Below are 20358 nucleotides of genomic sequence, written 5' to 3' on the forward strand. Positions count from 1 at the left end.
AGGCCGACGCCATGCTTCCCGGCGTCACTGACAGCGCGCTGACGGGGCGGCGGGCGCCCGGTCCGCGCGGCCGGTCCGCTCCCGGTACATCTCGGCCAGCAGGAAGGCCAGGTCCAGGGACTGGGTGTGGTTCAGCCGGGGGTCGCACGCCGTCTCGTAGCGGTGGTGCAGTTGCTCGGGCAGGACCGCGTTGCCGCCGCCGACGCACTCGGTGACGTCGTCCCCGGTCAGCTCCACGTGGATGCCGCCGGGATGGCTGCCCAGCGCGCGGTGCACCTCGAAGAAGCCGCGCACCTCGTCCATGACCGCGTCGAACCTGCGGGTCTTGTGGCCGCTGGCCGCGGTGAAGGTGTTGCCGTGCATCGGATCGCACACCCAGCAGACCCGCGCCCCCTCCGCCTGGAGCTTCTCCACCAGCGTCGGCAGGACGTCACGGACCCGCTCGGCCCCGGCCCGCACCACGAGGGTGAGCCGGCCGGGCTCGCGGCCCGGGTCCAGCCTGTCCAGCAGGCCCATCACGGCGTCCGTGCCGGTGGCCGGACCGAGTTTGACCGCGATGGGGTTCGCCACCCGTGAGAAGTACTCGACATGCGCTCCGTCCAGGTCCCGGGTCCGCTCGCCGATCCACAGCATGTGCCCGCTGGTGGCGTACGGCCGGTCGGTCCCCGGTTCGACGCGGGTCAGCGCGGACTCGTACTCCAGCAGCAGGCCCTCGTGGCTGACGAAGAACTCCGCGGTGTCCAGCCCGCGGGTGTCGACCCCGCACGCCTGCATGAAGGCCAGGCTGCGCTCGATCTCCTCGGCCAGTTGCTCATAGCGCTCCCCGGACCCGGAACCGGCCACGAACCCCTGGTTCCAGGTGTGCACCCGCCGCAGATCGGCGAAGCCGCCGGTGGTCAGCGCCCGGACCAGATTGAGCGTCATGGCGGAGTACTCGTACATCAGCCGCAGCCGTTCCGGGTCCGGCCGTCTGGCTTCGGCGGTGAACTCCGGCCCGTTGACGGCGTCGCCCCGGTAGACCGGCAGCACCGTCCCGCCGCGCCGCTCCTCGGTGCCCGAGCGGGGCTTGGCGTACTGGCCGGCCATCCGCCCGACCTTGACGATCGGCAGGGCGGACGCGTGGGTGAGGACGACCGCCATCTGCAGCAGCGTCTTCAGCTTGCCGCGGATGGACTCGGTCGTGGTCTGCGCGAACGTCTCCGCGCAGTCGCCGCCCTGGAGCAGCACGGCCTCGCCGCGCGCCACCGACGCCAGCCTGCGGCGCAGCGTCTCGCACTCGGCGGCGAAGACCAGGGGCGGGGCCAGCGACAACCGCCGCACCACCGCCCGCAGTTCCGCCTCGTCCGGCCAGTCGGGCTGCTGGGCCGCCGGACGGCGGCGCCAGGTCCCGGCCGCCTGTTCCCGCGCGTCGGATTCCCGCATGGCGTTTCCCATCGGCTGCCTTTCGTAGGGCCGGAGAAGAACCGTAGGAACAGGCGGGGGCGGCGGGCCACCTTATTCAGTGTCGGATGAAAGTAGCAGGTGAACCCGGCCGTTCACGCTTCCGCCCGGCCGGTGGCCGGAATCCCTTCCTTGCCGCCGGTACTGCGGGGACTCAATAATTATAGTGAGGTTTTTTATTTTCCATCGTCCGGTGGTTCGCGTCCGCCGGGCAGCGGCCCCGGCGCGTAACGCCGGAAGGGATCACGGTGATGCAGGAGCGAGCCCTCCGGACGCGGCGAGCCGTGACCACAGCGGCAGCCCGGGAGTTCGACCGGCACGGATACGCGGGATCGTCCCTGACCCGGATCGCCAGATCCGCCGGGATCTCCGTCGGCGCCCTGACCTTCCATTACGCCAACAAACGGGAACTGGCGGACGCGGTCAGGCGCAAGGCGCACGCCGACACCGTGCCGGCCGTCGGCAGGGCCGCGGCGCGGGGCGCGGACCCCGTGCTGGCGGTGGTGCTGCTGACGCTGACGCTCGCCGAACTGCTGGAGCAGGAGGTCGCCGTGCGCGCCGCCGCCCGCCTCTCCCGGGAGCAGCCGGGCCCGCTGGACTGGGCGACGGCCTGGACCCCCACGCTCCACGAATGCCTGCCGGACGACCCGCGGGAGAGCGCCGGCGACGGACCCGACCCCGCGGCGCTCGCTTCTCTGGCCACCTCTCTGGTCACCGGTGTCGAGGCGGAGATCCGCCGCCGGATCATTCAGCAGGAGGATTCGGCGGAGCGGGCCGGGGTCCGGCTCGCCCGAATATGGACCATCGTTCTCCAGGGACTTTCCCCCTCTGTCTGATTGCCTCCACCGCGCCCCTACTCCGGAAAAAGAACTCTCATTATTCTTTGGCGCCACGGGGGCCCCCGCGGGTCCCGGAGCAGGCGTATGCCCGCACAAAGGGCGTATGCGTCGACCAGGGGGTAAGTCGCCAGTGAGTTCGGAGAACGACACTTGTCGCGACAGAACCGGCACACCGCCTTCCGCGCCCGGCATCGGCGCTCTGGTGCGCAAGTCCGTACCGGGGGAGGTTCTCGTCACCGACTGGGGCGAGATCGACGGCAAGGACCAGCGGGTGACCGTCGGCTGGCCGTCCGGCCACTCCTTCTACGTCCAAGGGGACAACTACAGCCCGCTGCTGTTCGTCGAGAGCCTGCGCCAGGCGCTGGCCCTGCTGAGCCACCACGTCCACCGCGTGCCGCTCGGCCACAGGCTGGGCTGGGAGCACATCCGCTGCACCGTGAACCGCCAGGCCCTGCGGGCGGACGGGCGCGCCGCGGACGTGGTGCTGCGGATCTCCCATCCGTCGGTCAGGCGCAGGCGGCTCGGTTCGGTCCAGCTCACCTCGCGCATCGAGGCACAGCGCGCCGGGGCACACCTGGGGACCGCCGAACTGGACTACACGGCCCACCCTCCCGCCCTGTACGACCGGCTGCGCGGCAGCCACCGCGACGCCGCGCAGGCGGTCGCCCGCGCGCTGCCGCCCGCCCCGCCGGTACCGGCCGCCGGAGCGGGCCGGGAACACGAACGGGACGTGCTGCTGTCGCCGACCGGCACGCCGGGCACCTGGCGGTTACGGGTGGACACCGGCCACCGGGTCTTCTTCGACCACCCCCACGACCACGTGCCGGGGATGGTCCTCCTGGAGGCCGCGTCCCAGGCGGCGCGGGCGCTGGCGGACCACCCGGTGACGCCCGTCGCCTTCGACGCCCGTTTCCTGCGGTACGTGGAACTGGACCGGCCGTGCCTGGTGACGGCCGAGCCGGGGCCGCCCGGTGACCCGCGCGGTCCCCAGGCGCACGTCACCGCCACCCAGGACGGCGAGCCCGTCTTCTCCTCGGTCGTCATCGCCGCGCGGCGGAGCTGACCCGGGCCCCGGACGCCTCCGGGCCCCGCCCTACCAGGACCGCCGGGTCCGCCGGCCGAAGAGGACGCCGGGCGGGTCCGGCGGCGGGGGAGTGCCGGGCTTCAGCGGCAGGGCGAGGAGCAGGCCGACGACGAAGCCGACCACATGGGCGACGTAGGCGACGGTGCCCGCGGCGGAGACGCCCTGGCCCGCGGAGTAGAACGCCTGGAGCACGAACCACAGGCCGAGCACGATCCAGGCGGGCAGCCGCAGCGGCAGGAAGACCAGGAACGGGACGAGCACCCAGACCCGGGCCCTCGGGTAGAGGACCAGATACGCGCCGAGGACCCCCGCGATCGCCCCGGACGCGCCGATCAGCGGGGCGCCCGACCCGGCGTCGAACAGCGCGAAGCCGTACGTCGCCGCGTAGCCGCAGACGCCGTAGAACAGCAGGAACCGCAGGTGGCCCATGCGGTCCTCGATGTTGTTGCCGAAGATCCACAGGAAGAGCATGTTGCCCAGCAGGTGCAGCCAGCTCCCGTGCAGGAACATCGCGGTGAGCACGCTCAGCTCGGGGGACTTGTCGTAGCCGGGCGCGGCCACCACGCAGCCCGGCCCGTGCGGGCCGATCCCGACGTCGCCGGTGGGCACCAGCCGTGGCATCCGGTGGTGGATCAGCTCCTGGGGGACGGCCGCCCAGTGGTCCAGGTACGCCTGGAGATCGCACTGCTGGGCCAGGCCGGCGGCTCCGGTGAGGGAGTCGGCCATGCCGGGCATGGACAGGAACACGGCGACGTTGGCCGCGATCAGCGCGTAGGTGACCCAGGGGGTGCCGCGCACCGGGTTCACGTCATGGACGGGGATGACCACGCAGGACTACTGCCCGCGATGGCAGGGGCGAACCGGCGGGCTGGGCCGAACGCCCCCGTCCGGCCCCCCGTACGGCACCCGGCCCCCGTACGGCACCGCCCCCCGTACGGCCCCCCGGCCACCCGCGGCGCTCCCGCCGGCCCGTCAGCCGCGCTGCTCCACCGCCCGCGCCGCCTTGCGGGCCGCGACCAGCACCGGGTCCCACACCGGGGAGAACGGCGGGGCGTACCCCAGGTCCAGGGACGTCATCCGCTCCACCGTCATGCCCGCCGTCAGCGCCACCGCGGCGATGTCCACCCGCTTGCCCGCGCCCTCCCGGCCGACGATCTGCACGCCGAGCAGCCGGCCGGTGCGGCGCTCGGCGAGCATCTTCACCGTCATGAGGGAGGCCCCCGGGTAGTAGCCCGCGCGGCTGGCCGACTCGATGGTGACCGCCACGTACTCCAGGCCGGCCCGGCGGGCGTCCTTCTCGCGCAGCCCGGTCCGGGCGATCTCCAGGTCGCAGACCTTGCTGACGGCCGTGCCGACGACGCCCGGGAAGGTCGCGTAACCGCCGCCCACGTTGGTGCCGATGATCTGGCCGTGCTTGTTGGCGTGGGTGCCGAGCGCGATGTGCCGTTCCTGCCCGGACACCAGGTCCAGGACCTCGACGCAGTCGCCGCCCGCCCAGATGTTCTCGTGCCCGCGCACCCGCATCGCCCGGTCCGTCAGCAGCCCGCCGTGGTCGCCGAGGGGCAGCCCCGCGTCCCGCGCGAGCGAGGTCTCCGGCCGCACCCCGATGCCGAGCACCACCACGTCCGCCGGGTACTCCGCGTCGCCGGTGACCACCGCGCTCACCCGCCCGTCGGCGCCGGTGCGCACCGCGGTGACCTCGGCGTCGTTCACCATGGTGATGCCGAGGCCCTCCATGGCACGGTGCACCAGGCGGCCCATGTCGGGGTCGAGCGTGGCCATCGGCTCCCGGCCCCGGTTGACGACGGTCACCTGGTAGCCGCGGTTGATCAGCGCCTCGGCCATCTCCACGCCGATGTACCCGGCGCCGACCACCACCGCGCGACGGCCACGCGTGCGTGCCAGCGTGTCCAGCAGCGCCTGCCCGTCGTCCAGCGTCTGCACGCCGTGCACCCCGTCGGCGTCCATTCCGGGCAGCTCCGGCCGGACCGGGCGGGCCCCGGTCGCGATCACGAGCCGGTCGTACGACGTCCAGGACTCGGCCCCGGAGTCGACGTCGCGCACGCGTACCCGCCCGCCCGCGACGTCGATCTCGGTGACCTCGGTACGCAGCTTCAGGTCGATTCCGCGGGCGCGGTGTTCCTCGGGGGTGCGGGCGACGAGGTCGTCCCGTTCGGGGACCTCGCCGCCCACCCAGTACGGGATGCCGCACGCGGAGTAGGAGGTGAAGTGCCCCCGTTCGAAGGCCACGATCTCCAGTTCGCCGGGTGTCCGCAGGCGACGGGCCTGCGACGCCGCGGACATTCCCGCGGCGTCGCCGCCGATGACGACCAGTCTGCTCATGCGCCCACGCTACGACTCCTCGGTGCTTCCGGTGCTTCCGGTGCTTCCGGTGCTTCCGGTGCTCCCGGTGCCTTCGGTGGCCCCGGTGCCCCCGCTCTCCCCGGCCGGCCGCGGCGCCGGGCGGGCCGACGGCAGCGGGCCGAGGGCGGTCGTGGCCGGCGCGGGCGCCGGGCGGCGCGGCAGCCGGGGCCGGACCAGCCGCCGCCACAGCACCACCAGCAGCGCCACCGACGCGGCGAACGGCAGCACCGCGCCCACCGCCACCACCACCCAGCGCAGCATGGTCATGAACGCGTCCCAGCCACCCGCCAGGGCGTCCGCGAACCCGGGGTCGTCCTCCCCGCCGTCCCGCCCCACGGGCCGCTCGGACAGGGACAGCGTGATGGTGGCCAGGTCCGTGCGGTCCTTCAGGGACGCCTGCCGGGCGAGCAGCGACTCCAGTTCCGCCTGACGGCTGCTCAGCTCGCCCTCCAGGGTCACCACGTCGCTCAGTTTCGTCGCGCGGTCCATCAGGTCCCGGATGCGGGCCACGCTGGCGCGCTGTGTCCTGACCCGGCTCTCCACGTCCACCACCTGGTCGGTGACGTCCCGCGCCTCGGCGTTGCGCTCGATGAGCTTGCCGGCGCCCTCCAGGCCGGCGAGGACCTTGTCGTAGGCGTCGACGGGGACGCGCAGCACGACCTCCGTGTACTCGGCGCCCTCCTCGTCCCGGGCGGTGTCCTCCTCGCCGACGTAGCCGCCCGCGCCCTCGGCGGCGGCACGGGCCCGCGCGAGGGCCTTGGGGACGTTCTTTACCTCGACGGTCAGCGAGGCGGTGTGGATGACGTGATCGGGGACGAGCTTCGGCGCGGACGCCTTGCCGTCGCCGGCCGCACCGCCCTTGCCCCCGTCGTAGCCGGCCCCGGACTCGGCCTGGAGACCGGCCGCCTTGTCGGAGCTGCTCGCACCGGAGTCGTCCGAGGCGGAGCAACCGGTGAGCGCCAGCGCCGCGGCCAGCAGCAGCCCGGCCAGGACGGAGCCGGGACGTGCGGACCGAGTGGACCGAGTGGGTCGAGCGGGTCGAGCGGATCGAGCGGAACGTCGTGCCTGCATGAAGGCCCCCCGAGGGTCGTGACGACTGACGCTCCTATGACGGCGGAGCCCTCCGCGACGATGGCGCGGAAAGGTCCCGAAGCGGTCACGGTCCGGACTCGGCGCCGCCCGGCCGGGGCCCGTCCGGCGCTGTCGGTGCCGTCTGAGAGGCTGGACGCATGGACATGAGCGAGACCCCCGCGGGCGCGCGGCACGTCGTGGTCATCGGCGCCGGCATCGCCGGTCTGGCCGCCGCCCACCGACTGCTCGGGCGGGGCGCCCGGGTGACGGTGCTGGAGGCGTCCGACCGGGTCGGCGGCAAGCTGCTGCCCGGCGAGATCGCCGGCCTGCGCGTCGACCTCGGCGCCGAGTCGATGCTGGCCCGCCGCCCCGAGGGGGTCGCCCTGGCCCGCGAGGCCGGGCTCGCCGACCGCCTCCAGCCGCCGGCCACCGCGACGGCCGCCCTGTGGACCCGCGGCGCGCTCCGGCCCATGCCCAAGGGCCACGTCATGGGCGTCCCCGGCACCGCCGCCGCCCTGTCCGGCGTGCTCTCCGAGGAGGGGCTCGCCCGCATCGGCCGCGACGCCGAGCTGCCCCGCACCGAGGTCGGCGACGACGTGGCGGTGGGGGAGTACGTGGCGGCGCGGCTCGGCCGCGAGGTCGTCGACCGCCTGGTGGAGCCCCTGCTGGGCGGCGTGTACGCGGGCGACGCGTACCGCATCTCGATGCGCTCCGCCGTCCCCCAGTTGTTCGAGGCCGCCCGCGCGCACACCTCGCTGACCGAGGCGGTCCGCGCGATCCAGGGCCGTACGGCCGCCGCCCCGGCCGCGGCGGGCCCGGTCTTCATGGGCATCGAGGGCGGCATCGGCACCCTGCCCCCGGCCGTCGCCGCCGCCGTCCGCGCACGCGGCGCCGAGATCCTGCTGAACACGCCCGTCACCGAGCTGCGCCGCACCGGGCCCGCCGGATGGCGGGTGGTCGCCGGGGACCGGGTGCTCGGCGCCGACGCGGTCGTCGTGGCCGTCCCGGCGCCGGCCGCCGCCGCGCTGCTGCGCGCCGAGGCCCCGGCCGCCGCCGCCGAGCTGGCCGCCGTGGAGTACGCCTCGATGGCGCTGATCACCCTCGCCTACCGCCGCGCGGACGCCGCCGCGCTCCCCGCGGGCAGCGGCTTCCTGGTGCCGCCGGTCGACGGACGCACCATCAAGGCGTCCACGTTCGCCTCCCGCAAGTGGGGCTGGATCGACCGGGAGGACCCGGACCTGGTCGTCCTGCGCACCTCGGTCGGCCGGCACGGCGAGACGGAGATCCTCGGCCGTGACGACGCCGGGCTGATCGACGTCTCCCGGCACGACCTGAAGGAGGCCACCGGCCTGGCCGCCGCCCCGGTCGCCGCCCGCGTCACCCGCTGGACCGACGGCCTGCCCCAGTACCCCGTCGGCCACCACGCGCGTGTGGCCCGCGTCCGCGAGCACCTCGCGAACCTCCCCGGCCTCGCCGTCTGCGGAGCCGCCTACGACGGCGTCGGCATCCCGGCGTGCATCGCCGGCGCCCACGCGGCCGTCGACCAGCTCGGCGGGGACGCCACCGGTGTGCAGCGGCTCACGGCCCACCCGGTGCGGAGCCCGCACGGCGGAGCGGGAGAATGAGGGCATGAGTGACGACGCCTCCACCCCCGCCGCCGAGCGCATCCCCAACAAGGGCAAGCTGGCCAAGGACCTCAACGAGGTCATCCGCTACACCCTCTGGTCCGTCTTCCGGCTCAAGGACGCGCTCCCCGCGGACCGCGCGGGCTACGCCGACGAGGTCCAGGAGCTGTTCGACCAGCTCGCCGCCAAGGACGTGACCGTCCGCGGCACCTACGACGTGTCCGGGCTGCGCGCCGACGCCGACCTCATGATCTGGTGGCACGCCGAGACCAGCGACCAGCTCCAGGAGGCGTACAACCTCTTCCGCCGCACCAAGCTGGGCCGCGCGCTCACGCCGGTCTGGTCGAACATGGCGCTGCACCGCCCCGCCGAGTTCAACCGCTCGCACATCCCGGCCTTCCTCGCCGACGAGACCCCGCGCGACTACATCAGCGTCTACCCGTTCGTGCGCTCCTACGACTGGTACCTGCTGCCCGACGAGGACCGCCGCCGGATGCTCGCCGACCACGGCAGGATGGCCCGCGGCTACCCGGACGTGCGCGCCAACACGGTCGCCTCGTTCTCGCTGGGCGACTACGAGTGGATTCTCGCCTTCGAGGCCGACGAGCTGTACCGCATCGTCGACCTCATGCGCCACCTGCGTGCCTCCGAGGCGCGGCTGCACGTGCGCGAGGAGGTGCCGTTCTACACCGGCCGCCGCAAGGACGTCGCCGAGCTGATCGCCGGCCTCGCCTGACCGGGACCCCGGCGCCCGCTCAGGGCTCGGGGGCCGGGCGCGGGGCGCAGGCCGCGTCCCGCGCCGGCAGTCGGCCGCGCAGCAGATACGCCTCCAGATGGCCGTTCACGCAAGGGTTCGGCCCGCCCGCGACACCGTGGGTGCCGGTGCCCCGCTCGGTCACCAGCACCGAGCCCGCGAGCCGGCGCCGCAGCTCCCGCGCCCCCGCGTACGGCGTGACGGCGTCCCGTTCCCCGGCCAGGATCAGCGTCGGCGCCAGCTCGCCCGGCGCGGTGCGCACGTCGAGGGGCCGCTGCCGGGGCGCCCGCCAGAAGGCGCACGGCAGATACGTCCACACGGTGTCCCAGGCCGCGAACGGCGCCCGGCGCGCGAGGCGGGTGCCGTCCCGGTCCCAGATCCGCAAGCCGGCCGGCCAGGGCCCGTCGTTGCACTCCACGGCGGTACGGACGGCGCTCGCGTTCTCCGCCTCGACGGCCGCCTCCGGATGCGGCCCCGCCTGCTCCACCAGCGGCCCCGGGTCGCCCCCGAGGTACGCCGACAGCGCCCGCGTGCGGTGCGGCCACAGGTCGTCGTAGTACCCGGCCCGCAGGAACGCCGCCCGCAACTGCGCCGGTCCGACCGTGCCGCCGGCCGGTTCGGCGCCGAGCCGGGCGCTCGCCCGCCGGTAGGCGCGCTGCACCCGGCGGACGGTGCCGCCCAGGCCGTACACCTCGTCGTGGGCGGCGATCCACCGCTTGAGGTCCGTCCAGCGGCCCTCGAACGCCGCGGCCCGCGCCAGGGCGTTGCGGTACCCGATGTCCTCGGGGTCCGGGTTCACCACCGAGTCGAAAACCATCCGCCGCACCCGCCCGGGGAACATCTCCGCGTACAGCGCCCCGACATAGGTGCCGTACGACGCCCCCAGGAAGGTCAGTCTCCGCTCGCCCAGCGCGGCCCGCACGACCTCCAGGTCACGGGCGTTGTCGAGCGAGTGATAGTGCCGCAGCGCGTCACCGGTCCGCGCCGCGCAGCCCCGGGCGTACGCCCCGGCCTCGGCGGCGCGCTCCCGTCTGACCGCCGCCGAGGGCCGCTCGGGCGCGGGCCGGGGTCCCTTGACGAAGGCTTCCGGGTCCTGGCAGGACAGCGGCGCGTTGGGCGCCACCCCGCGCGGCGCGTAGCCGACCAGGTCGTACGCCGCGCCGAGGCGCTTCCACTCGGGGAGCAGGCCGAGCAGCGGGACGTACAGGCCCGAGGCGCCGGGGCCGCCCGGGAGGTGGACGAGGGCGCCCTGCCGGGCCGCCTTCCGCCCGCTGCCGCCCGGGTCCCCGCCGGTGGCCCGGACCCGGCCGACGGTCAGCTCGATCCGCTCGCCGCCGGGGTGCGCGTAGTCAAGGGGCACGGTCACCGTGCCGCACCGCAGGCTGCCCGGCAGGTCCTCGGCGCCGGGGCACCTGCCGAAGGCGATGCCGGCCGCGGCGGCGCGGGCGGCGGCCACCTCGGTGCCCCGCCGCTCGGCCGCGCCGGGGGCGTCCGGCGCGGCACCGGCCGACGGGGCACCGGCCGGGGCGGCGGCGAGCGCGGCCAGCAGCAGGGACCCGGCGGCCGTGCAGCGGCCGACTGCTCTCATCCGTAAATCCCTTCGGCGCACGACGGCGACAGAAGGGATGTTCGGTGCGCAACCGGACGAAGGCAAGCACTTCCGTCAGGTGTCGGCGCGGTGGAGGCGAGCGCCGCCGCCGGTCAGCCCGGCCGGTGCCGGCTCTCCTCGCGGTGCGCGAAGGCCGCGCGCAGGTCCGGTTCGCCGACCGCCCGGATGCCCCGCACGGCCACCGAGGTCAGATACGTCCGCTCGTCGGCGGGGCCGTCCGCCTGCCGGGCGAACGCGCCCAGCAGATGCTGCCCGGCCGGCGAGGCCCACGCCGAGTAGGGGTGGACCTCGATCCGGGCTATGGCGAGGCAGCTCAGGGTGAGCATCAGCGGCAGCGCGAACCACAGGGCGATCAGATAGCGCGGCACGTCCGCGTGCGCGGGCAGCGCCAGGGCCGCCGCGCCCAGCGCGCACACCGCCAGCGCGGCCCCTCGCACCCGGCGCACCCCGGCCGCGACCGTCCGGGCCCCGTCCGGCACCGCGAGGCCCGCGCTGACCAGGCGTTCCGCCAGGCTCCGTACCGCTTCCGCGGTCGCCGCCGAGGCCCGGACCGGGGCGATCCGGGACTGCCCGCCGGGTCCGATGGCCCCGAGGACGGACCGCTCCATCTCGTCGTGGCCGCGCGGGTCGACGACGGTCGCCCAGCCGGTGTGGGCCAGCAGCAGCTTCCGCTGCCGGGCCATCGAGACCAGCGTCAGGTCGGCGACCCGCGCGGGACCGCCGGACAGGAACGCGGCCTCGTAGAGATCGAGTTCACGTCCCCGCTCCGGTCGTGCGTCGGCGGTCGCCGCGTGGACGGCGGCAAGGCACAGCCGGGTGCACGCCGCGCCCGCGACGAACCAGGCCGGCAGCAGGAGAAGAACCCAGAGCATGCCGCTTTTCTATGTCCAACGCCTCGGCCTCCGCCATGCCCCGTTCACCATCCGGACGCGAGTGTGGCCGGTACGTGACGTTCCGCCGGGCCGGTTCAGCGCCCGAGCACCACCCGTCGCGCGGCCCGCGCCAGCCGCACCGCCGGACGCCCCGAGCGGGGCACCGGACCGGACCGCTCGCGCCACCACTGCCGCAACTCCCGCCGCGCGGCCGCCTCCCGGGGCTCACCGCAGCGCAGCAGATGCCCGGCGAAGTCGAGCGCGTCCCGCCGGTAGCCGCCGGTCATCGGACGGCGCTGGGCGTACGCCAGGAAGGCCGGCCGGTACGCCGCCCCCAGGATCTGCGGCAGTTCGGGCGCGAGCTTGGCCACCACCCCGGCCCGCTTGGCGGCGAGCGCCCGTGACTGCACCGTCAGCCGGCCCCGGTCGAACCCCTCCGGCGCGGGCGTCCCGGCGACCAGCGCGGACAGCAGGGCGGCCTGCGCGAGCCCGACCCGCTGCCGGGCGGGCCCGGTGCCGGACGCCGCCGCCCCGGCCCCCCGTGCGCGGCGGGCGGACGTACGGCCCCGGCCCTGCTCCCGGCCCTTGTCCACCGCGGCCCGGATCGCCGTCAGCTCGCCCGCCAGCTCGGCCGCCCCGGGGAAGTCCTCGTCGCGTTCCAGCAGCACCCCCGGCGGATCGACGCGGGAGGCCAGGTCGGTCAGCACGTCCAGGACCGGCCGGGCCACGGGGTGGGCGTGGCTGTCGTGCCAGACGCCGTCCCGTTCGTAGCCGCCCGCGACATGGACGTACGCGAGGGCCTCCAGCGGCAGTCCGGCCAGCGCCTCGGCCGGGTCCTCGCCCTGGTTGACGTGGTTGGTGTGCAGGTTCGCCACGTCGATCAGCAGCCGGACGCCGGTCCGGTCGGCCAGCTCGTACAGGAACTGCCCCTCGGTCAGCTCCTCGCCCGGCCAGGCCAGCAGCGCGGCGATGTTCTCCACGGCGAGCGGCACCGGCAGCGCGTCCTGGGCGATGCGGATGTTCTCGCAGAGCACGTCCAGGGCGTCGCGGGTGCGCGGCACGGGCAGCAGGTGCCCGGCCTCCAGGCGGGGCGACGCGGTCAGCGGCCCGCCCGCCCGGACGAACGCGATGTGCTCGGTGACCAGCGGCGAGCCCAGCGCCCCGGCCCGCTCGGCGAGCGCCGCGAGCCGCGCCGGATCGGGCCGCTCCGCGCCCCCGAGGCCCAGCGAGACGCCGTGCGGCACCACGGTCACGCCCCGCTCGCGCAACCGCAGCAGCGACGCCGGGAGGTGTCCGGGACAGACGTTCTCGGCCACCACCTCGACCCAGTCGATCCCCGGCAGCCCCTCCACGGCGTCCGCGATCTCCGGCCGCCACCCGATCCCCGTCCCCAGCTTCTCCATGTCCCGTCCCCCTCCTGCGTTCTCGGGGGGTATGGCCCGGCCGGGGCGGAGCCAACCGCGGGGCGGCGGGTTCAGAGCAACACTTGAGGTTCGGCTACCGCAGCGCCGGATGGTCCGCCACCACCGTGCACGACCCCGGGGCGATCTCCGTGTACCCGGCGTCGCGGACGACCGGGAGGCGGCCGGCGGTGAGGGACTTCCAGCGGGCGGGGGACGCGGTGCGCACCGCGAGCGGGAAACCGGCGTCGTGCCAGGCGGCGCGCTGGTCGTCGGTCAGTTCCCACCAGGCCAACTGGGCACCGTGCCCGGCCTGGGCCATCGCCTTGCCGGCCGACATGTCGAGGCCGGGGCTGAGCCAGAGCACCGGTGCCGAGGGGTCGGCGTCCGCCGGGGGCCCGGGGTCGTCGAGGTCGGTGCCGGAGACCTGGAGCCGGGCGAGGTCCTTGGGCCAGTCGTCCACCGGGACCGGCGGGAAGACGCGGACCTCGGCGGACTTCCCGGTGACCGTGATGCCGGGGAGCGCCTCGGCGCGCCGCCACTCCGCGCCCCGGGCCCGCCGGACCACCTTGCGGATACGGGCGTCCTGCCAGTCCCGGACCGCCTTCGCCCACGCGCCGTCGCCGGTGGAGCGCTCGTCGGTGAGCATCACCAGGACCGCCCGCGCGGCGGTCTCCAGCGCGTCGGTGCGGGCCGGGGGCGCGGCCCGCTCGATGCGCACCACCAGCGGCAGCACGAACTGCGGGGCGCGGTCGCGGTCGCCGGGCTCGGGACGGAAGGGGCTGTCGGGGACGGGTGCCGGATCATTGTTCACGCCCCCAGTCTGCCAACCCCGCGCTCAGCCCGAGCAGGCCGTCCGCTGGGCCTCCTGCCACTCGCAGACCGGGCACAGGGTGATGCCCTTGTACGACTCGGGGTACTCCGTCGGCTCCCGGCACAGCACGCACTCGGCGTACGGCGGGCCGTCGGCCTCGGGGGGCCTGGCCGCGTCGTCGATCAGGCAGTAGTCGTCGTCGCTCATACCTCCAGCGTAGGACGGCCGCGCGGCGGTCAGCGCCGGCCGTTCGCCGCGCCGATCAGCTCGGAGACCTTCACGAACCGGTAGCCCTGGCGGCGCAGTTCCGGGACGATCCGCCGGACCGCCCGCTCGGTGGCCGGGGCGGCGCTGCGGGTGCAGTGCAGGACGACCACGGACCCCGGCCGGACCCCGTCCAGCACCTGCCGGGCGACGGCGTCCGCGTCGGTCGCGAAGGCGTCGCCGCCCACCACGTCCCACTGCACGGCGGTGACCCCGGCGGCCGTCAGCTCCTTCAGCGCCGCCCGGTCGTGGCAGCCGCCGGGGAAGCGGAAGTACGGCATCGGCTCCGGCACCCCCGCCGCGCGGAAGGCCGCGTACGCCCGTTCCACGTCCGCCCGCATCCGGTCCCGGGCGACGGTCGGCAGGCCGTAGCAGCCGCCGGTGAAGGCGTAGTGGCTGTAGGAGTGGTTGGCGACCTCGAACAGCGGGTCCCGGCCGATCGCGCGGGCCTGTCCCGGGTACTCCTCGGCCCACCGGCCGGTCATGAACACCGTCGCGGGCACCCCCAGTTCGCGCAGCGCCGCGACGAGCCCGGGGTTGTCGAACCGCTCGCCCGCCGCCGCCCGGGGCCCCTGGTCGGCGGTCATGTCGGCGTCGAAGGTCAGCGCCACGGTCCGCCCGCCGGCGCGCGGACCGTGTGTGAAGACGGGCGTGAGCCCTGCCGGACCGGGTGCCAGCGTCGGCGGCCGGGACGGCGCGGCCGAGGACGAGACGGCCGGGGAGGCCGGGCGGGGTGCCTGCGGGGCGTGTGCGGTGCCGCAGCCGGTGAGGACGGCGGCACCGAGGACACCGACGGCCACCGTACGTCGTACGAGAGTGATCATCGTACGAACGTATGGGGGTGTACGTGGGGTTTCGCCCCGTGACCGGGTGACCGGGCCGGACGGTCACCCGGGCGGGCGGACCGGGGTCAGATCTCCCGGCGCTCCAGCGGTTTCGTCGCCGGGCCCTGGACGACCTTGCCGTCGGTGTCGAAGCGGGAGCCGTGGCAGGGGCACTCCCAGGCGCGCTCGGCGGCGTTGAAGCCGACCAGGCAGCCCAGGTGGGTGCAGCGCGGCGAGACCGCGTGCAGGGCGCCGTCCTCGTCCCGGTAGACCGCGACCCGGTGGCCGTCGACCCGGACGACCGCGCCCTCGCCGGGCGGCAGCGCGTCCAGCGGCGGGGCCGGCTTGAGGCGGTCGCCGATGAAGTGCCCGGCCACCTCGGCCTGCGTCTTCAGGAACTGCGGGGCCTCGCGCACCTGCGTCCGCAGCCGGCGCGGGTCGTACAGCCCGCTCCAGGCGCACTCCTCGCCGGTGATCTGCGCGGTCAGCAGCCGGCCCGCCATGAGGCCGCCGCTCATGCCCCAGCCGCCGAAGCCGGTGGCGACGTAGGTGTGCCGCGCGCCCGGGTGCAGCGGGCCCACCATGGGCACGGTGTCGGTGGGGTCGATGTCCTGCGTGGCCCAGGAGTGCGTGAGCCCGACGCCGGGGAAGTGCTCGGCGGTCCAGGCGCCCAGCCGGTCGAAGCGCTCGCGGGTGTCGCCCGTGCCGGGGGTGAAGTGCTCCCCGGTGACGATCAGCAGCCGCTGCCCGGAGTCCCCGGCCAGCGGGGCGGTGCGGACCGAGCGGGTGCCCTCGTCCGGCGTGATGTACATGCCGTCGACCTCGCGGTCCGCGGCGATCGGCCCGGCCACGACCAGTTCGCGGCGCGGGGAGAGGCGGGAGAACAGCAGTGCCCGGTCGAAGACGGGGTAGTGCGTGGCGACCACGACGTCCCGGGCCCGTACCGTCGCCCCCGTCCCGGCCTTCACCCGGCACGGCTCGCCCTCCTCCAGGCCGTGCACGGTGGTCCGCTCGAAGATCCGCCCGCCGCGCGCCTCGAAGTCCTCGGCGAGGGCCAGCAGGAACTTGCGCGGATGGAACTGCGCCTGCCCGGTCACCCGCACCGCCCCGGCCACCGGGAACGGCAGCCCGGTCTCCGTCACGAACGCGGCCGGCAGCCCCGCCTCCTTGGCCGCCGCCGCCTCGGCCCGCACCTCGTCCACCCGGTTGGCGTCACCGACGTAGGTGTACGCGCTGCGGGTCTCCCACTCGCAGTCGATGCCCAGTTCGTCCACCAGCGCGGCGGCGTGCTCGATCGCCTCCGTCTGCGAACGGGCGTACAGCCTCGCGCCCTCCGGGCCCCGGGTGCGGCGCAGCTTGGCGTAGACCAGGCTGTGCAGGGCGGTCAGCTTGGCGGTGGTGTGGCCGGTGACGCTCGCCGCGATCCGCCCCGCCTCCAGCACCGCCACGCTGCGCCCGGCGCGGGCCAGCCCGTACGCCGTGCACAGCCCGGCGATGCCGCCGCCGATCACGGCGACGTCGACATCCAGGTCCTCCGTCAGTGCGGGGCGGGGTGCGCCCGGTGCCGTCTGAAGCCAGTACGAGCCGCTGACCTGCGCGTTCTCCGTCATACGGCACCGGGTACCCCGTTTACCGGCGCTTCACCGGCGCCAGGGGCCGGTCACCGCGAAGGTGGTCCCGGGGGTGTAGCAGTTGACGTACATCGTCCCGCCGTCGGGGGAGAAGGTGACGCCGGCGAACTCGCCGTACGCCGGCTCCTCGGCGGTGCCGATGTTCTGCGCGTTGCGGGCCATCGGGTAGACCTCGCCGTGCCGGGTGACGCCGTAGACGTGCTGGGCGCCGTCGCCGTCCTCACAGACCATCAGGCCGCCGCTGGGGGCCAGGCAGATGTTGTCCGGCGACTCCCCGGGAAGCTGTACGTCGGTGTCCGGGCCGAAGACGATCACCAGGGTGAGGCGGCGCCGCTCGGGGTCGTAGCGCCAGATCTGCCCGTAGTGGTCGGCCGCCGAGCCCTGGGCGCTGCGGGCGAAGGACGACACGAAGTACACGCTGCGCCCGCCCCAGTAGCAGCCCTCCAGCTTCTGCGCGTGGGTGATGCCCCGCTCGCCGAAGTCCTGGAGCCGGATCGGGGTGCCGGTGGCCAGCGGGTCGGGTACGTCGGCCCACTCCACGCCGTCGAAGGCGGCGCCGGTCTCCTGGATCGAGGACAGGTCGGGTACGCCGGGCACGCGCATCGCCTGGAGCCGGCCGCCCGCGCGCAGCGAACCGGTGCCGCCGAGCGGCCTGTCGGGCAGGAACCGGTAGAAGAGGCCGAAGGGCCGCTCGAAGGCGTCCTCGGTCTCGTAGACCACGCCCCGGCGGGGGTCCACGGCGATCGCCTCGTGCGCGAAGCGGCCCATGGCGGTCAGCGGCACGGCGCCGGTGCGGTGCGGGTCGGCCGGGTCGACCTCGAAGATGAAGCCGTGGTCCTTGGTGTAGCCGTTGGTGCCGGCTCTGTCCTCGGTCTCCTCGCAGGTCAGCCAGGTGTGCCACGGGGTGGGCCCGCCCGCGCAGTTGACGGCCGTACCGGCGATGGCGACCCGCTCGGCGAGCACCCGGTCGTGGGAGTCCAGGGTGAGGGCGGTACAGCCGCCCTTGCCGGCCGGGTCGTAGGTGAGGCCCTCGACGGCGGGCACGCGGATGCGGCCGCCGACCCGGTTCTCGTGGTTGCGGACCAGGTGGACACGGCCCCGTCCGGCGGGGAAGGCGGCCATGCCGTCGTGGTTGGAGGGGACCGGACCCTCGCCGGAGCGCAGCGCCTCGCCCTCCCGGGACAGCACCCGGTAGCGGAAGCCCCTGGGCAGGTCGAGCAGTCCGTCGGGGTCGGGGACGAGGGGGCCGTAACCGTGGTGGCCGAGGGACTGCGCGGCGGCGGTGCCGGCGAAGAGTTCGCCCAGGGCGCCGGTGAACGCGATGCCCGCGGCCACGGCGCCGGAGCGGGCGAGGACCTGGCGGCGGGAGGCGGGCTCTTGCACGGGCTCGGAGACGGACATGGGGAAACCTTCCTGCTGGCGGACAGGACTGTGACCCCGCCGTGTCTATCACCCGCGCGGACCGCCGGGAACCACGCACGCGTCCACGCGTGTCCGCCCGCCCGGCTCCGGACGGCGCCCGGTCCGGGGTCGGACGGTGCCCGGTCCGGGGCCGTGCCGCCGGACCGGGCACCTCGCGGGCGCGGGCTACCGGGCCGGTGCGGCCGGTTCCGTGACCGTCTCCTCCGTGGCCCCGCCGGATTTCGTGGACCCGCCGGGTTTCGTGGCCCCGCCGGGTTTCGTGGCCTTCACCGGTTGCGTGACCTTCACCGGTACCGGGCCGGTGGCGCTGTGCCGCTCGGCCCAGTTCTCCAGCGCCGTACGGCAGGCGTGGTCCAGGTGCTGCAAGCCGGTCAGGTCCAGCTCGACGGGCCGGTCCTCGGGCAGGGACTCCAGGCTGTCCAGGATCTTCGGCAGCCGCAGGAAGGTGGCGTTCCCCGCCAGGTACACCTGGACCGGTCCGGCGCCCTTGTCGACGACCTCCGTCCGCAGGTGCGACGCCTCCCAGGCGGTCTTGACCACCGACAGGGCCAGCCCGATCAGCACGCCCTCGAACATGTTGACCGCGACGATCGACACCGCCGTGACGACGAGGATCAGCGCCTCGCCCCGGTGCCCCCGCCACAACGCCACGAGCTGGCGGAACGGGATCAGCTTCCAGCCGGCGTGGACCAGCACGCCGGCCAGCGCGGGCAGCGGGATCAGGGCCAGCGCGGACGGCAGCAGCGCGGCGAACAGCAGCAGCCAGACGCCGTGCAGGACCCGGGACGCCTTGGTCCTGGCACCCGCCGCGACATTGGCGGAGCTGCGCACGATGACGGCGGTCATCGGCAGCGCGCCGAGCACACCGCACACGGTGTTGCCCGCGCCCTGCGCCATCAGCTCCTTGTCGTACTCGGTGCGCGGGCCGTCGTGCAGCCGGTCCACCGCGGCGGCGCTGAACAGGCTCTCGGCGGAGGCGATCAGGGTGAAGGCGACGATGGTGCCGAGGAAGCCGACGCCCGCCAGTTCGCCGAAGGCGTCGGCGCCGGGCATCTGCACGGAGTCCAGCAGGCCGTTGACCTCGACGGTGGCGACCGGCAGCCCGAGGACGAGCGCGGCGAGCGTGGCCAGCACGACCGCGGCGAGCGCGCCCGGCTCGGTCCGCGCCCGCGGCGGCAGCGTCTTCCACAGCACCATCACGGCGATGGTGCCCGCGCCGACCGCGAGCGAGGCCAGCGCCTCGGTGCTGCCGACCGCGTCGGCGGCCGCGCCGGGCAGCCCGAGGATCTTGTCGAGGCCGGAGGCGGGTGCGTCCAGGCCGGCCGCCGCGTACAACTGGCCCGCGATGATGACCAGTCCGATACCGGCGAGCATGCCCTCGACCACCGACAGGGAGATGGCCCGGAACCAGCGCCCCAGCCGCAGGGCGCCCATCGCCACCTGGAGCAGCCCGGTGGCCAGCACGATCACGCCGAGCGCGGGCACCCCGTAGCTGTCGACGGCCTCGTAGACCAGCACGGTCAGTCCGGCGGCCGGGCCGGAGACCTGGAGACTGCTGCCGCGCATCAGGCCGGTGACGATGCCGCCCACGATGCCGGTGACCAGGCCGACCTCGGCCGGGACCCCGGAGGCGACGGCGATGCCCACGCACAACGGCAGGGCGACCAGGAAGACGACGAGGGAGGCGGCGAAGTCCTGCCGCAGATGGGGGTACTTGGCTATGGCGGTCATGGCGCGGCTCACAGGACCTCGAAGGAGTCGGTGCCCGCGCGGTGCTCGCGCACGGTCCCGGTGTGCACTTCGTAGTACCAGCCGCGCAGCCGCAGCCCGCCCGCCGCGAGCCGGCGCTCCACGCACGGGTAGGAGCGCAGCCGGAGCAACTGGGCGAGCACGTGGTTCTGCACCGGCTCGGAGACGGCCGGGTCGGCGGGGTCCGAGCAGGGCGGCGGTTCGGCGCCGTACGAAAGCCAGTCCCGCACGGCCGGTACGGCGGTCAGGTCGTCGCCGCGGACCATGGCGCCGACCGCGCCGCAGTGCGAGTGGCCGCAGACCACGATGTCCTGGACGCCGAGGACCTGCACGGCGTACTCGATGGTGGCCGCCTCACCGGTGGGGCGGTCGGCGGTGTACGGCGGGACGACGTTGCCCGCGGTGCGCAGCTCGAAGAGCTGGCCGGGGCGGGCGCCGGTGATCAGGGCGGGCACGACCCGCGAGTCGGAGCAGGTGATGAACAGGACGTCGGGGGACTGGCCTTCGGCGTACCTGGCGAACTCCTCAGGGCGCTGTCCGAACGTGCGGGCGTGGTCGATGAGGGGCTGCATGATGGTTTTCCTCCTGGCGCGCGG

The 20358-nt window shown here is 75.0% G+C and carries 18 protein-coding genes; 4 read left to right on the forward strand and 14 right to left on the reverse strand.

Features of this window, described 5'->3' with window-relative positions; translation table 11 throughout:
• Positions 1-24 precede the first annotated feature (24 nt).
• The gene (locus tag ACFY32_RS26105) at positions 25-1422 is read right to left on the reverse strand and encodes a class II 3-deoxy-7-phosphoheptulonate synthase (protein WP_359202773.1); all 1398 of its coding nucleotides are present in this window, start codon (positions 1420-1422) and stop codon (positions 25-27) included.
• A gap of 302 nt (positions 1423-1724) precedes the next feature.
• Between ACFY32_RS26105 and ACFY32_RS26110 the strand changes: the two genes are divergently transcribed.
• Both ACFY32_RS26110 and ACFY32_RS26115 read left to right on the forward strand, forming a co-directional pair.
• A complete protein-coding gene (locus ACFY32_RS26110; RefSeq protein ID WP_359202770.1) occupies positions 1725-2276 on the forward strand; it encodes a helix-turn-helix domain-containing protein in 552 nt (183 codons plus the stop codon).
• Positions 2277-2481: 205 nt separating this feature from the next.
• Positions 2482-3342 carry a ScbA/BarX family gamma-butyrolactone biosynthesis protein gene (locus ACFY32_RS26115; RefSeq protein WP_359202767.1) on the forward strand — a complete coding sequence of 287 codons (861 nt, stop codon included), beginning with the start codon at positions 2482-2484 and terminating at the stop codon, positions 3340-3342.
• 30 nt (positions 3343-3372) lie between these two features.
• On the opposite strand, the gene ACFY32_RS26120 is transcribed toward ACFY32_RS26115, so the two are convergent.
• The 3 genes from ACFY32_RS26120 to ACFY32_RS26130 all read right to left on the reverse strand — a co-directional run bounded on the left by ACFY32_RS26120 (position 3373) and on the right by ACFY32_RS26130 (position 6798).
• The gene (locus ACFY32_RS26120; protein WP_359202764.1) at positions 3373-4191 is read right to left on the reverse strand and encodes a rhomboid family intramembrane serine protease; all 819 of its coding nucleotides are present in this window, start codon (positions 4189-4191) and stop codon (positions 3373-3375) included.
• Between the two features lie 144 nt (positions 4192-4335).
• Positions 4336-5706 carry an FAD-dependent oxidoreductase gene (locus ACFY32_RS26125; protein WP_390675397.1) on the reverse strand — a complete coding sequence of 457 codons (1371 nt, stop codon included), beginning with the start codon at positions 5704-5706 and terminating at the stop codon, positions 4336-4338.
• A 9-nt stretch (positions 5707-5715) separates the two neighbouring features.
• Positions 5716-6798, reverse strand: coding sequence for a DUF4349 domain-containing protein (locus tag ACFY32_RS26130; RefSeq protein ID WP_390675398.1), 1083 nt, complete (start codon positions 6796-6798; stop codon positions 5716-5718).
• Positions 6799-6956: 158 nt separating this feature from the next.
• Between ACFY32_RS26130 and hemG the strand changes: the two genes are divergently transcribed.
• Positions 6957-8423 (forward strand): protoporphyrinogen oxidase, encoded by a 1467-nt coding sequence (gene hemG, locus ACFY32_RS26135; protein ID WP_390675399.1) that lies wholly within the window; start codon positions 6957-6959, stop codon positions 8421-8423.
• 4 nt (positions 8424-8427) lie between these two features.
• On the forward strand, positions 8428-9159 hold the full coding sequence (hemQ, locus tag ACFY32_RS26140; protein WP_359202752.1) for a hydrogen peroxide-dependent heme synthase: 732 nt from the start codon (positions 8428-8430) through the stop codon (positions 9157-9159).
• A gap of 19 nt (positions 9160-9178) precedes the next feature.
• Here hemQ and ACFY32_RS26145 read toward each other — a convergent pair whose 3' ends face one another.
• From ACFY32_RS26145 to ACFY32_RS26190, 10 genes are all read right to left on the reverse strand, one after another.
• On the reverse strand, positions 9179-10765 hold the full coding sequence (locus ACFY32_RS26145; RefSeq protein WP_390675400.1) for an alpha/beta hydrolase: 1587 nt from the start codon (positions 10763-10765) through the stop codon (positions 9179-9181).
• Positions 10766-10878: 113 nt separating this feature from the next.
• Complete coding sequence (locus tag ACFY32_RS26150) at positions 10879-11658, reverse strand: TIGR04222 domain-containing membrane protein (RefSeq protein WP_359202746.1); 780 nt, start codon at positions 11656-11658, stop codon at positions 10879-10881.
• Positions 11659-11753: 95 nt separating this feature from the next.
• Positions 11754-13061 carry a DUF692 domain-containing protein gene (locus ACFY32_RS26155; RefSeq protein WP_390675401.1) on the reverse strand — a complete coding sequence of 436 codons (1308 nt, stop codon included), beginning with the start codon at positions 13059-13061 and terminating at the stop codon, positions 11754-11756.
• A gap of 94 nt (positions 13062-13155) precedes the next feature.
• On the reverse strand, positions 13156-13872 hold the full coding sequence (locus ACFY32_RS26160; protein WP_359202741.1) for a peptidyl-tRNA hydrolase: 717 nt from the start codon (positions 13870-13872) through the stop codon (positions 13156-13158).
• Positions 13873-13896: 24 nt separating this feature from the next.
• Entirely contained in the window at positions 13897-14079 is a 183-nt protein-coding gene (locus tag ACFY32_RS26165; protein WP_359202739.1) for a hypothetical protein, read from the reverse strand.
• A gap of 29 nt (positions 14080-14108) precedes the next feature.
• Positions 14109-14960: a polysaccharide deacetylase family protein gene (locus tag ACFY32_RS26170; RefSeq protein WP_359202736.1), complete on the reverse strand. Its 852-nt coding sequence runs from the start codon at positions 14958-14960 to the stop codon at positions 14109-14111.
• Between the two features lie 86 nt (positions 14961-15046).
• Positions 15047-16570, reverse strand: coding sequence for an FAD-dependent oxidoreductase (locus ACFY32_RS26175; RefSeq protein WP_359202733.1), 1524 nt, complete (start codon positions 16568-16570; stop codon positions 15047-15049).
• A gap of 30 nt (positions 16571-16600) precedes the next feature.
• A complete protein-coding gene (locus tag ACFY32_RS26180; protein ID WP_359202730.1) occupies positions 16601-17992 on the reverse strand; it encodes an alkaline phosphatase PhoX in 1392 nt (463 codons plus the stop codon).
• Between the two features lie 186 nt (positions 17993-18178).
• A complete protein-coding gene (locus ACFY32_RS26185; protein ID WP_390675402.1) occupies positions 18179-19744 on the reverse strand; it encodes a SulP family inorganic anion transporter in 1566 nt (521 codons plus the stop codon).
• Positions 19745-19752: 8 nt separating this feature from the next.
• Entirely contained in the window at positions 19753-20334 is a 582-nt protein-coding gene (locus ACFY32_RS26190; protein WP_359202724.1) for a carbonic anhydrase, read from the reverse strand.
• Positions 20335-20358 lie beyond the last annotated feature (24 nt).

Source organism: Streptomyces sp. NPDC000134, from assembly GCF_042899225.1.
Classification (GTDB): domain Bacteria; phylum Actinomycetota; class Actinomycetes; order Streptomycetales; family Streptomycetaceae; genus Streptomyces.

What these genes read in the sequence shown, in the direction of transcription:
- ACFY32_RS26105 (WP_359202773.1), bottom strand. Translation starts at nt 1,422, where the DNA reads ATGCGGGAATCCGACGCGCGGGAACAGGCGGCCGGGACCTGGCGCCGC.
- ACFY32_RS26125 (WP_390675397.1), bottom strand. Translation starts at nt 5,706, where the DNA reads ATGAGCAGACTGGTCGTCATCGGCGGCGACGCCGCGGGAATGTCCGCG.
- ACFY32_RS26130 (WP_390675398.1), bottom strand. Translation starts at nt 6,798, where the DNA reads ATGCAGGCACGACGTTCCGCTCGATCCGCTCGACCCGCTCGACCCACT.
- hemG (WP_390675399.1), top strand. Translation starts at nt 6,957, where the DNA reads ATGGACATGAGCGAGACCCCCGCGGGCGCGCGGCACGTCGTGGTCATC.
- hemQ (WP_359202752.1), top strand. Translation starts at nt 8,428, where the DNA reads ATGAGTGACGACGCCTCCACCCCCGCCGCCGAGCGCATCCCCAACAAG.
- ACFY32_RS26145 (WP_390675400.1), bottom strand. Translation starts at nt 10,765, where the DNA reads ATGAGAGCAGTCGGCCGCTGCACGGCCGCCGGGTCCCTGCTGCTGGCC.
- ACFY32_RS26150 (WP_359202746.1), bottom strand. Translation starts at nt 11,658, where the DNA reads ATGCTCTGGGTTCTTCTCCTGCTGCCGGCCTGGTTCGTCGCGGGCGCG.
- ACFY32_RS26155 (WP_390675401.1), bottom strand. Translation starts at nt 13,061, where the DNA reads ATGGAGAAGCTGGGGACGGGGATCGGGTGGCGGCCGGAGATCGCGGAC.
- ACFY32_RS26165 (WP_359202739.1), bottom strand. Translation starts at nt 14,079, where the DNA reads ATGAGCGACGACGACTACTGCCTGATCGACGACGCGGCCAGGCCCCCC.
- ACFY32_RS26170 (WP_359202736.1), bottom strand. Translation starts at nt 14,960, where the DNA reads ATGATCACTCTCGTACGACGTACGGTGGCCGTCGGTGTCCTCGGTGCC.
- ACFY32_RS26175 (WP_359202733.1), bottom strand. Translation starts at nt 16,570, where the DNA reads ATGACGGAGAACGCGCAGGTCAGCGGCTCGTACTGGCTTCAGACGGCA.
- ACFY32_RS26180 (WP_359202730.1), bottom strand. Translation starts at nt 17,992, where the DNA reads ATGTCCGTCTCCGAGCCCGTGCAAGAGCCCGCCTCCCGCCGCCAGGTC.
- ACFY32_RS26185 (WP_390675402.1), bottom strand. Translation starts at nt 19,744, where the DNA reads ATGACCGCCATAGCCAAGTACCCCCATCTGCGGCAGGACTTCGCCGCC.
- ACFY32_RS26190 (WP_359202724.1), bottom strand. Translation starts at nt 20,334, where the DNA reads ATGCAGCCCCTCATCGACCACGCCCGCACGTTCGGACAGCGCCCTGAG.